The following is an 11,776-nucleotide window of genomic DNA, read 5'->3' as shown; positions in this document are numbered from 1 at the left end:
TTCAGCCTTGTCCCCGAGAATGTGATCTCTTTCGCGCTCACGTTCCGCTCCCCTCAAGTGCATCATATGCGGCAATGGCCGCGCGACCGCGGCGCGCAACCTCGTCTGCCGGCATTCCCGCCTTGTAGAGGCTGGAGCCGAGTCCGAAAGTTCGAACGCCGACCTTTGCGTAGGCAGCGAAATCCTCGTTCGACACACCGCCGACCGCCCCGACCGGAACGTCCTTGGGAAGAACCGCGCCAATGGCGCTGATGCCCGATGGACCCAGGACACTGGCCGGAAAGAACTTTAGCGCCGAGGCGCCCGCAGCACAGGCCGCCAGTGCCTCGGTCGGCGTGAAAACGCCGGGCATGGTCACCATGCCGTGCGACGCCGCCTGCGCGATCACCTCGCGGTCGACATTCGGGCTGACCATCAGCCGTCCGCCGATGCTCTCGAGGCGGTCGACATCCTCGATCGACAGCACTGTCCCGGCGCCGATCAGCACCTCTTTCGGCGCGCGCTTGACAGCGATCTCGATAGAGCGGAACGGCTCGGGCGAGTTGAGCGGGATCTCGATGGCCGTGAAACCGGCTTCGACAAGACCGTCGACGATCCCGGCTGTTTCATCTGGCTTGATGCCGCGCAGGATCGCGACCAGGCCGCGCTTCATCGAAGGAAACTTGATCCGCATCATCGGCTTTGCACATCCCCGTTGGTGGTGGAAAAACGCTGCCAGGATTCCAGCAGCCCGCGACGCACGGCCACGTCAGCGTCAATGTCGCGAACCTGCACCCCGCATTCGGCCAGCGCCGCGTGATAGAGCCGCTGCAGCGCGCCGCTCGCCACCAGGCCGATCTGTTCGTCGCCCCGGATGCCGGCCCCGGCGAACTCGGCGCCGATCAGCAGGCCAGACAGCCGGGCCCGGTTTTCGCCTGCCTGATGATCGTAAAGCAATTGTCCGGCACGGATCGAGAAGAGGTGATGCGTTGTCTTCGCCGGCTGGGTCCATCCGTCGCGGACGCCCGTCAGAAACGCCGGGTCATTGGCGTCGACGTTGCCATCGCCGCCGGTGGAATGCTTGAGGATCGTCTTGCCGCTGATGACCGAAAACAGTTCTCCGGTCATGAAGGTTTCGAACCCGGTGACGATCGAGCCGTCCATGCTGACCCACTTCGAATGCGTCCCCGGCATGCAGTAGCGCTCCCCGCCGGGCATGTCGAAATGCGCACCGAGCAACTGGGTTTCTTCCCCGCGCATCACGTCCGGTTCGGCATCCGACCGCACCGCCAGTCCCGGAATGATGATGATCTGCCGCGCCGTGCCGGGCACGATGGTCGCCGTCTCGCCGATAGTGGTGACATCGGCCGGCGTATCGATGTAGCCCGCCTCGACCCATCCCTGCCGCGATCCGGCCATGCCGCAGATGACCACCGGCAGATGCTCCGGCGCCGAGAGCGCTTCGAGATGGGTTTCGAGCACGGCCTCGAATCCGCGCCCAGCAACCTCGCTCATGCCCTCGTGGCTGCGGTGTTCGGCCAGCACCGTTCCGTCCGCCGACATCAGCCAGAGCCGGAAGCTCGACGTTCCCCAGTCGACGGCAACGAGGGCGGGTGTGGTACTCACATCATGCCTCCGTCGGCGATCAGGACCTGCGCGGTGATCATCGCCGAGGCGCTGGACGCCAGGAACAGGCAGGGTCCGACCATGTCGTCCGGTTCGATCGGGCGTTTGAGACATTGCCGGTCGATCATCGCGGCAAGGCCTTCCTCGGTGACCCAGAGCTGCTTCTGCCGTTCCGTCATCACCCATCCCGGCGCGATGGCGTTGACGCGGATGCCGTCCGGGCCAAGCCGCCCGGCGAGCCCCTTGGTGAGACCCACGATCCCCGCCTTCGCGGCGGTATAGGCCGGCATCGAGCCGATGTTGAGCATGTAGGACGTCGAAGTGAAATTGACGATCGCGCCGCCGCCGGCCGCGATCATGCCCGGCGCCACGGCCTTGGCGGTAAACGCCACCGGCCGCAGGTTGATCGCGTGGTTGGCGTCCCAGTAGTCGCCGGTGATCTCGAGGAGTTCATGCCGGTCGTCGAGCGCCGCATTGTTGATCAGCACCCTGGCCGGACCGTGTGTACTTTCAGCCTGCGCAACAGCCTGCTTGAGGGCCTCAAGGTCCGTGAGATCGGCTTGGATGAACAGGGGCGCGTGCCTGCTTATGCCGGCCAGACGGTCGGCTAACTCCCGACTTGGCGCCCCGGCGACATCGATGAACGCTACCTTGGAGCCCTGCGCCGTAAAGCCTTCGGTCAACGCCGCGCCGATGCCGCTGCCGCCACCGGTGATGAGAACAGCCTTGTCCTTGAGATCTGGGAATGTCGGTACAGGCTCGCTCATCACTGGTCCTCCGGCTCGATTCGCTGTCCTTCGAGAACAGTCATGGAGGCCGGAACTGCATTGGGCAAGCGCAGGCCGTGGCTCATAAGGAAGGCTCCGGACAGCTGCATCGTTCCCCCATTTGCAAGGGTGTTGACCATCCGGCGGTTTGCAAGCGGGCTCACATCTTCCGGGTTCACCAGCCGGATCTCGTAAACCGCATCGGGATCGAGCCCAGCTGCAACCAGGGGCCGCCGGTAGATCTGCTCCGAAGCACCGGCCTGACCGGCAAACAGGATGAACCGGTCTGCCGCCCCGTCCACTGTCATCTCGGCGAACACCTCCGCATCGTCGCTTTCCAGCCGATGCAGAGCGCCCGAGAACAGGAAATCCCGGTTCTGCTTCCACCATGTGGTGACCCGGCGCAGCGTCTGGCTTTCGTCAGCTGTGAGTTCGCGTGGATCCATTTCGAAGCCCATGTGCCGCTGTGCGGCCACCCAGGCCCGGAACGGCATCGACAGCACCCGACCCGAAGTATGGCAATGGCGCGGGCCGACATGCGACCCCTGCACCTCCGGCGCGATCCAGCGGCTGGCCTCGTGCTGCATCCTCAGCCGCTCCAGCGCGTCATTGGAATCCGACAGCCAGACCCGGTTCGCGAGCTCCAGCACGCCGAAATCGATGCGCCCGCCGCCCGAGGAGCAGCTCTCGAAATCAACACCCGGGTGGGCCAGCACAAGGTCGGACAGCAGCATCATGAAGCCGCGCGCCTGGTCGGGGTCTCCGCCGGTCAGCGGGCGGTTGTGATCCCATTTGACGTAGTCGATCTCGTGCGAGGACAGGATCGCGTCGATCTGGCCGAACAGGTGCGCGCGCACCTCGGGTCTGGCTATGTCGAGCACATGCTGGTTGCGGCCGCTGGGCTGGTCGTCCGGCCCGAGCATGTAATCGGGATGCGCCCTGAACAGATCGCTGTCGCGGTTGACCATTTCCGGCTCGAACCAGAGCCCGAAGCGCATGCCCTCGCCGTGGACATGATCGATCAGCGGCGCGAGCCCATCCGGGAACTTGGTTTTGTCGATCTCCCAGTCGCCCAAACTTGAAGTGTCGTCATCGCGGCCGCGGAACCAGCCGTCATCGAGCACGAAGCGCTCTGCGCCAAGCTCGGCGGCCAGCGAGGCGATTGACTTCAACTCGTTAAGGTCATGGCGGAAATAGACCGCCTCCCAGCAATTGTAGTGCACCGGACGAGGTTCGCGTTTGCGGCGCGCATTAACCGGCGCCTGGACGGCGCGAAGATGCCCATGGAAAGCCCGCGACACGCCGTTGAAGCCGTCACCCGACCATGACAGCAGCATGGTGGGGGAGGCGACCTCGGCGCGCGCCAGAGCGTCGTCCAGGACACCGAACTGCACCTGCCGCCGCCCGTCGGGCAGTTCCTCGGCCAGCATCCGGTGACCGCCGCTCCAGGCAAGCGTGACGGCGAGACAGGCGCCTGTATGTTCACCGGTGGCAGGCGTCGCCAGCGTGACGCCGGGGAAATGCGCGTGCCCGGTGCGCCCCTCGCGGCTCTCCCGGCTGTGCGCGCCGGTCCTGAATGGCACTTCCTGCCGCTGGAACTCGCCGCACCAGCGGCCGGAATGGTCGATGATCCGGCTCATGCCGGTTGAAACCGGAACGGCAGGCGCAGCAAGCCAGCTGCAGCTCCAGCCGTCGGGTATGGTCACCGTCTGCCTGAGCTGCAGGATGCCGGTGCCCGGATCGAGCCGGGCCGAGATGACGAGCTTGACCCCGTCCGGCTTGCCACGGTCGAGAAGTGTGAATCGGATGCCGTCCGCACCATCGCTTTCGGTCTCGACAAGCTGCGGATTGGCAAGATAATCCCGGCCATCCGCCGTCTGCAGAATCATGCCTGGATGGCCCTGCCAGCCGGTGATGGCCAGCGGGCACAGCGTCAGCGGCAGGAACGGATCGATCTGCCCGGCCCCGACATTGGGTATGGTGGCGATTGCCAGCGTCGCAAGGTCGTCCGTCCGGGCCAGAGCCGGACCGAAATGGATCAGGCATGGCACGCCCTTGTTGAAGCTGGCGAAGGCGGCCGTCCGCCCGCCTCCGTCAAGCCGGCACACATCGCTGACGGCAAAGTCTGGCATGTCGGGGCGTGTCATCTTATCCCTTTGTCGCGCCGAGCGTCAGGCCGGCAATGAAGTGCTTCTGCATCAGGAAGAACATCAGCACCGGTGGCATGGCCGCGATGATCGACCCGGCCGATACCAGTTGCCACTGCGCGATCCATTGTCCGTTGAGCGAATAAAGGCCTGCGGTCACCGGCTGGGTTTCGGCGCTGGTGGTCAGCACCGTGGCCCAGAAATAGTCATTCCAGATGAAGGTGAAAACCAGCACCGAGAGCGCCGCGATCGCCGGCCGCATCAAGGGCAGCACGATGTACCAGAAGATACGGAACTCGGAGACGCCCTCGACGCGCGCAGACTCGATCAGTTCGAACGGCAGCCCCTTGATGAAATTGCGCATGAACAGGGTGCAGAAGCCGGACTGGAAGGCGATGTGGAACAGCGCGAGCCCGGTGATCGTGTTGTAGAGCCCGGTCGAGACCGTCAGGTCGCGGACCGGCACCATCAGGATCTGGAACGGCACGAAATTGCCCGCCACGAACAGGAAGAAGATCAACAGGTTCATCCGGAACCGGTAGACTGCCAGCGCGAAACCCGACAGGCAGGCAATCGCCACCGCGCCGATCACGGTTGGGATCGTGACCTTGAACGAATTGAGGATGTACTTGCCGATCGGCGAATTGTTGAACACGTCGGCATAGTTCGAAAACGCGATCTGGCTCGGCAGCCCGAAATAATTGCCCGCGGCAAGGTCGCTGGAAGGCTTGAGCGAGGTCATCGCCACCCCGAGCAGCGGCAGCAGCCACAAGATCAGGGCAATCGGTAACGCCACCTTGTAAAGGAGCTGGGTGGCTGGCGCTGTGTGTTCGATGGGACGTGGAAACATCACAGGCCCCTTTCGTCGCGGACCATCTTCCAGATGAACCCGGAGATGAAGATCATCATGATGGCAAACAGCACGACGGCGATGGCAGCGCCATAGCCCATCCGGAAGCCGTATTCCGACAGCGCCTGCTCATACATGTAGAACGACAGCACCCGGCTCGAGCCGTAAGGCCCGCCATCGGTCATGATCGAGACCAGGTCGAACGATCTCAGCGCACCGATCACCGTGACGACGACGGCGATAAAGGTCGCGGGTCGCAGTTGCGGCAGGATGATGTGCCAGAGCATCTTCCAGCCCCTGGCACCATCAAGCCGGGCGGCTTCGATCTGGTCGGGCGCGACATTGTTGAGGCCGGTCAGGTAAAGGATCATGCAGTAGGCGATTTGCGGCCACAGGCCAGCGGCGATGATGCCATAGGTCACGTAGCGGTCGTCTGCCAGCACGGCGATGCCGGTGCCGGTCAGCCACTCGATCATGTTGTAGAACAAGCCGAAATTGGGTGCGTAGAACCAGGAGAAGATCAGTCCGACAACGACCTGGCTGATGACGAAGGGGAAGAAGAACAGCGATTTGTAGATGCGGATCCCGGTGACGGTCTGGTTGAGAAACAGCGCCACGAACAGCCCGGCCGGAACCGCCAGCATGTAAAGAACCAGCCAGATGATGTTGTTGTACAGCGATGTGTAGAAGGCCTCGTCATCAAACAGCTCGACATAGTTGTCCAGGCCGAGCCAGGTCTTGGTGCCAAGTCCGTCCCAGTCGTAAAAGCTCAGCCACATCGAGGCGATGATCGGGTAAATGACATAGAGCGCGAACATCGCGATGCCCGGCGCAAGAAAGATCCAGGGCGCCCATGCACGCTGGTTCCGTTTCCAGATCCCGGGTGTGTTTGCTTGTGTTGCGGCGATGGCTGTGGTCGCTGAACCCGTCATGGCTGCCCTCCCGAATGCGCCGGCGATGGGCGGAGAGATCGATCTGCCCGCGCCCGGTTGTCAGGTCGTCTTGGAATGACCGGGCGGCAGCTTGGCCGCCCGGTCATGAGGCTTACTTGTAGATACGCTGGCGGGCTTTTTCGAGCCGTTCAAGGATCTTGTCGAGGTTTTCAGGCCTGACCATGAACTCCTGGAAGCCTTCCATGCCGACCTTTGCCATCTCCGCCGGCGCGTCGCGGTCGAAGAACTGGGCAATCCCGCCATCGGCCGTAGAGAGCATTTCAAAGCCCGCCTGCAGGAACGGATCATCACCGACCTTGGACTGGTTGTTGATCGGCAGCTGACCGAGGGCTTCGTTCAGCTTGGTCTGGACATCCGCAGTAGCGATGAAAGCAAGAAACTTCTTGGCGTCATCGACATTCTTGGCTCCGGCCGGAATATGGATCGTGTCGGTCGGAGCTTCCTCACCCCTGGGCAGGCCCGGCGTGATTTCCGGGAACTGCATGAAACCCAGCGTGTCGTTGGTCATGCCGCCATCCTTGAACACGGCCACGGCGAAGTTGCCCATGACATAGTTCGCGGCTTTGCCCTGGATCAGCAGCGATGCGGCATCCTGCCAGTCAAGCGCTGCGTGGTTGGCGGTTACGTAGCCGGGTTCGACCAGCTTGGCCCACTCGGCAAAGGTATTCTTCACCCGGTCATCGGTCCAGGCCACCTTGCCGGCGGTCAGTTCCATGTGGAAGTCATAGCCGTTGGTGCGCAGATTCATGTAGTCGAAGATGCCGGCTCCGGGCCACAGCGCCTTGGTGCCGGTGGTCACGCAGTCGATGCCGGCTTCCTTGAACTTGGCGCAATTGTCGATGAACTCAGCCCAGGTGGTCGGCACTTCGACACCGGCCTGCTTGTAAGCGTCCTTGTTGTAGTAGATGCCCCACTGGTAATAGGTGTAGGGCACGCCCCACTGCTTGCCGTCGATGGTCATCGAGCCCTTGGCCGAAGCCAGGCTTTCGCCGAGATTGTTGTCGGTCCATACGTCGGTGATGTCCATGAACTGGCCGGCATTGACGAAGGGCGCCATGCGGTTGCCGGCATACCAGTTGGCAAGGTCCGGAGAATCCGCCGACAGGAAGTTGCGGATCGCCGTCTTGTATCCTTCGTGGTCGAAATTCTGCAGCACGACGTCGATGTCAGGATTGGCGGCTTCGAATTCGGCGATCGCGGCCTCGAAGGCGGCCAGCGGCGCCGGATCGAAATCGGCGTAATATTTCAGTGTGCGTTGCTCGGCCACAGCCTGCGTTGCCATCAGGGCAAATGCAGCCGTGCCGAGGAGCGCGGATTTGCGTGAAAGCTTCATTGCGTGATCCTCCCGGTTGTTGACGAACCTGCCGTTCCCTCGGTGTATCCCGTCAAGGCGGGATCTCTACACCTGCCGGGCGGGCAATCCTCCAAGACCACCCCGGCAGCATCAATTGATGTTCCATTATTTGGAACTCAATTTGACTATTTAGAATTATCGATCTATGGTGTAGAAGTTGTCAAGCTGGAAAAGCGCGGCATTCGCTCGTTGACCGGCAAGATGAAATGCAAGTGTTTGGTTTTGGGAGAGCCAACCGTTTGAACAAACGACCGTTTTGCGGCGCACCGTGTGACCGGGCCGCAGGGTGGAGAGGGGAGGGGTTTTGGACAATCCGGGAGACGAGGCTGTTGAGGCCCCGCCGCAAGTTGATGAGACCGCGAGCGGACGCAAGCACGCCGACACGGGCACCCTCGGCAAGGCCATAGCCGTGCTCGATATTGTCGCTTCTGCTGATCAGCCAATGCGGTTTACCGATATTCTGGCGGTCTCCAGCCAGCCCCGTGGCACGTTGCACCGGCAGCTGTCCAATCTGGTGGAGGAAGGCCTGCTTTCGCTCGGTCGCGATCATTCCTATTCCGTCGGCATCCGCCTGCTCAAGTTTGCCGCCAGGGCTTGGGCCGGCAACCAGTTCCGCGCCATTGCCGAGCCGCATCTTCGCAACCTCCACGATCTCACCGGCGAAACCGTGCATCTGGGTGTGCTTCGGGGCAACGAGGTGATCTATCTGGACAAGGTCGAAAGCCGCCAGGCGGTGCGGATGTATTCGCAGATCGGCAACGCTTCGCCGGTCTATTGCACCGGTGTCGGAAAGGCCGGTTTGTCGGCTTTGCCCGATCCGGAGCTAAAGGCAGTCGTGGCGAGCATCAAGTTCCACCGCTTCACCGACAGCACGCTCGCCACGCCCGAGGAGCTGATCCGAGAGATCGGGGAAATCCGCGCCAGCGGCAACGCCTATGACCGGGAAGAGCACGAACCCGGCATCCGCTGTGTCGCCGCGCCAATCTATTCGGAAGATCGAGGTTTCGTCGGCGGGCTGTCGGTAACCGGTCCGGCCTACCGGATTTCTCCGGAGCTGCTTGAAAGCTGGGCGGTGCTGGTGCGCAACGCGGCAGACGCGATCATGGAAGATATGGGCGCACGGCTGGGTCCGCGCACCTGAATGTGGAGGCGGTGACCGCAGGATCACCGGGAACCGGCCAAGCCGGGATTGGAAGAGGGAATGTCATGGCAGGTCTTGAACTGCATCAAGTGAAGAAGTCCTTTGGCAGCGTTGACGTCATACACGGTGTTGATCTGACCGTCGATGATGGAGAATTCACCGTGTTTGTCGGCCCCTCCGGCTGCGGCAAGTCCACCTTGCTCAGGCTGGTCGCCGGGCTGGAAGCAACCACCGGCGGCAGTCTGTCCATCGGCGGCAAGGACGTCACCAATGTCGAGCCGGCCGACCGCGGTGTCGCCATGGTGTTCCAGTCCTATGCGCTCTACCCGCACATGACGGTCGAGGAAAACATGGGCTTCGGCCTGAAGATGACAGGTCATCCGGCGAGTGAAATCAAAGAACGAGTCAGCCGCGCCGCGTCGATCCTGCATCTCGAGCCGCTGCTGCAGCGCAAGCCGAAAGCCCTGTCGGGTGGCCAACGCCAGCGCGTCGCCATCGGCCGCGCCATCGTCCGGCAACCCGAAGTCTTCCTCTTCGATGAGCCCTTGTCCAATCTCGACGCCGAACTCCGGGTGCAGATGCGGCTCGAAATTGCCAAGCTGCACAAGGAGCTCGGCGCCACCATGATCTATGTGACGCACGACCAGGTCGAGGCCATGACGCTGGCCGACAAGATTGTCGTGCTGCGTGCCGGCGTCATCGAGCAGGTCGGCTCGCCGCTCGCACTTTATGATGATCCCGACAATGCCTTCGTTGCCGGCTTCATCGGCTCGCCGCGGATGAATTTTCTTCCCGCTTCGGTCGTTGCCTCCGATGGCGAAACGCTGACGGTACGGCTTGATGATCTTGATGGCATCGAGGTGCCGATGGCAATTCGCGGCACACATCCCAAGCCGGGAACGCAATTGCAGCTCGGCATTCGCCCGGAACATTTTGATGCCGCCGGCAGCGTTCAGGTCTCGATGCCGATTGATGTCATCGAGCACCTGGGTGGGTCGTCCTTTGCCTATTCACGGTCCGAAATGGAACTGCCGCTCACCATCGAGATTCGTGAAAACCGGAATGTCCGGGAAGGCGAAGTCCTTGAGACCGGCTTCAATCCGGAACGAGCCTTCCTGTTTGATGCCGGAACGGGCGCGCGCTTGCGCTGATTTTTCCCCCGGCGAGGAACGACAAAGGCCCGGACGCGCCAGGCGTCCGGGCCTTTTTCGTTCGCCGCGACCGGTTCAGCGATCAGGCGGTCGGCAGGCGGTAATCCTTGAGCGTCTCGCGCAAGGCCGTTTTCTGGATCTTGCCGGTTGCCGTGTGCGGGATTTCGTCAATGAACATCACGTCGTCCGGCATCCACCATTTGGCGATCTTACCTTCCAGGAATTCGAGAATGGATTGCTTGCTTGGCGAGCGTCCTTCCTTGACAACAACAACCAGCAGCGGCCGTTCGTCCCATTTCGGGTGGGCGACACCAATCACTGCGGCTTCCGCCACATCGGCATGTCCGACTGCCAGGTTTTCGATGTCGATCGAGGATATCCATTCCCCGCCGGACTTGATGACGTCCTTGGCGCGATCTGTGATCTGCATGTAGCCGTAGGGATCGACATGGGCGACGTCGCCGGTGTCGAACCAGCCCTCCGTGTCGAACTGCTCGGCCCCGCGGCCCTTGTAATAGGAGGACGAGACCGCCGGTCCGCGAACCTTGAGCCTGCCGAAGGTCTTGCCGTCCCACGGCAGCTCGTTGTTCTCGTCATCGGTGATCTTCATTTCCACGGTGAACGGCGGGTGGCCCTGCTTGGCCTGAAGGTCGAGCTTTTCGTCACCGGCAAGATGGCTGTATTCCGGCTTGATGGAACACAGGGTCCCCAGTGGGCTCATCTCGGTCATGCCCCAGGCATGAATGACCTCGACGCCGTAATCGTCCTGGAAGGCCTTGGTGATGGCGCGCGGGCAGGCCGACCCGCCGATCACCACCCGCGATAGCTCCGGAAGGTTGCCGCCTTGTTTTTCCATGTGCTGCAGCAGCATCAGCCAGACCGTGGGCACGGCGGCCGTGATCGTCACTTTTTCCTGTGTGAGGATCTCGTAGATCGAGGCCCCGTCCATGCCCGCGCCAGGCATGATCATCGAGCAGCCGCACATCGGGCCCGAGAAGGCCGTCGACCAGCCATTGGCGTGAAACAGCGGAACAACCGGCATCAGCCGGTCGCGCGACGCGAGGTTGAGCATGTCCGGCTGGAGCGCTGCCATCGCATGCAGGACGTTGGAGCGATGCGAATAGACCACGCCCTTCGGATCACCGGTGGTCCCCGACGTGTAGCACATTCCGGCCGCGGTTCGTTCGTCGAACTCCGCCCAGGTGAAATCGCCGTCGGCTTCCGCGAGGTAGCTTTCGTAAGACACCGCGTTCTTGAGCGATGTTTCGGGCATATGCGCATCATCGGTCAGGATCACCACGCGTTCCAGGCTCGGAACTTTTGGCGCGATCATCTCGACCAGTTTGACAAAGGTCAGGTCGACGAAGAGCATCTTGTCTTCGGCATCATTCATGATCCAGGCGATCTGGTCGGGAAACAGGCGCGGATTGAGCGTATGGTAGACCGCTCCGATCCCGAGGATCCCGTACCAGGTTTCCAGATGCCGCCAGGTGTTCCAGGCCATGGTCGCGATCCGGTCGCCGACACCGCAACCATCACGTTCCAGGCGCTGCGCCAGCTTCAGCGAGCGGGCGCGGATTTCGGCGTAGTTCGTGCGGTGAAAGGGCCCTTCGATCGAGCGGGATACGACTTCTCTCTGGCCGTGATAAATTGCCGCATGATCGATGACCTTGTGGCACAGAAGCGGCCATTCCTGCATCATTCCAAGCATATGATCCCCTTTGGATTTTCTCCTCGTCCAGCCACAAACACTAGCGCCATCAGGGGAGTTCAGACAACCTCAAATTATTGCCAATTAGGCGTTTTGC

At 62.1% G+C, this 11,776-nt stretch carries 11 protein-coding genes; 3 read left to right on the top strand and 8 right to left on the bottom strand.

The features are described from left to right. Positions 1-37: 37 nt before the first annotated feature. The 7 genes from SPHINGO391_RS16485 to SPHINGO391_RS16455 form a co-directional block, all read right to left on the bottom strand. Entirely contained in the window at positions 38-676 is a 639-nt protein-coding gene (locus SPHINGO391_RS16485) for a 2-dehydro-3-deoxy-6-phosphogalactonate aldolase (protein WP_152009852.1), read from the bottom strand. Continuing rightward, positions 673-1,605, bottom strand: coding sequence for a 2-dehydro-3-deoxygalactonokinase (locus SPHINGO391_RS16480; RefSeq protein ID WP_280177929.1), 933 nt, complete (start codon positions 1,603-1,605; stop codon positions 673-675). The genes SPHINGO391_RS16485 and SPHINGO391_RS16480 overlap by 4 nt, the downstream gene beginning before the upstream one ends. Next, the gene (locus tag SPHINGO391_RS16475) at positions 1,602-2,372 is read right to left on the bottom strand and encodes an SDR family oxidoreductase (protein WP_152009850.1); all 771 of its coding nucleotides are present in this window, start codon (positions 2,370-2,372) and stop codon (positions 1,602-1,604) included. The genes SPHINGO391_RS16480 and SPHINGO391_RS16475 overlap by 4 nt, the downstream gene beginning before the upstream one ends. Beyond that, positions 2,372-4,504, bottom strand: coding sequence for an alpha-galactosidase (locus SPHINGO391_RS16470; protein WP_152009849.1), 2,133 nt, complete (start codon positions 4,502-4,504; stop codon positions 2,372-2,374). Before SPHINGO391_RS16470 ends, SPHINGO391_RS16475 begins: the two co-directional genes overlap by 1 nt. A 16-nt stretch (positions 4,505-4,520) precedes the next feature. Then, positions 4,521-5,369 carry a carbohydrate ABC transporter permease gene (locus tag SPHINGO391_RS16465; protein ID WP_152009848.1) on the bottom strand — a complete coding sequence of 283 codons (849 nt, stop codon included), beginning with the start codon at positions 5,367-5,369 and terminating at the stop codon, positions 4,521-4,523. Further along, positions 5,369-6,301, bottom strand: coding sequence for a sugar ABC transporter permease (locus SPHINGO391_RS16460; RefSeq protein WP_193217324.1), 933 nt, complete (start codon positions 6,299-6,301; stop codon positions 5,369-5,371). Before SPHINGO391_RS16460 ends, SPHINGO391_RS16465 begins: the two co-directional genes overlap by 1 nt. 112 nt (positions 6,302-6,413) lie before the next feature. Beyond that, entirely contained in the window at positions 6,414-7,655 is a 1,242-nt protein-coding gene (locus SPHINGO391_RS16455; protein WP_152009847.1) for an extracellular solute-binding protein, read from the bottom strand. A 3-nt stretch (positions 7,656-7,658) separates the two neighbouring features. Between SPHINGO391_RS16455 and SPHINGO391_RS16450 the strand changes: the two genes are divergently transcribed. The 3 genes from SPHINGO391_RS16450 to ugpC all read left to right on the top strand — a co-directional run bounded on the left by SPHINGO391_RS16450 (position 7,659) and on the right by ugpC (position 9,968). Next, positions 7,659-7,919 (top strand): hypothetical protein, encoded by a 261-nt coding sequence (locus SPHINGO391_RS16450; protein ID WP_152009846.1) that lies wholly within the window; start codon positions 7,659-7,661, stop codon positions 7,917-7,919. Positions 7,920-8,079: 160 nt separating this feature from the next. Beyond that, entirely contained in the window at positions 8,080-8,817 is a 738-nt protein-coding gene (locus SPHINGO391_RS16445; RefSeq protein WP_244615442.1) for an IclR family transcriptional regulator, read from the top strand. A gap of 65 nt (positions 8,818-8,882) precedes the next feature. Further along, positions 8,883-9,968 carry a sn-glycerol-3-phosphate ABC transporter ATP-binding protein UgpC gene (gene ugpC, locus SPHINGO391_RS16440; protein ID WP_152009845.1) on the top strand — a complete coding sequence of 362 codons (1,086 nt, stop codon included), beginning with the start codon at positions 8,883-8,885 and terminating at the stop codon, positions 9,966-9,968. An 82-nt stretch (positions 9,969-10,050) separates the two neighbouring features. Here ugpC and SPHINGO391_RS16435 read toward each other — a convergent pair whose 3' ends face one another. Continuing rightward, positions 10,051-11,679, bottom strand: coding sequence for a long-chain-fatty-acid--CoA ligase (locus SPHINGO391_RS16435; protein WP_152009844.1), 1,629 nt, complete (start codon positions 11,677-11,679; stop codon positions 10,051-10,053). Positions 11,680-11,776: the final 97 nt, after the last annotated feature.

The organism is Hoeflea sp. EC-HK425 (assembly GCF_902498795.1).
GTDB classification, from domain to species: Bacteria; Pseudomonadota; Alphaproteobacteria; order Rhizobiales; family Rhizobiaceae; genus Hoeflea; species Hoeflea alexandrii.
This window is presented reverse-complemented; position numbering and strand designations above follow the sequence as displayed.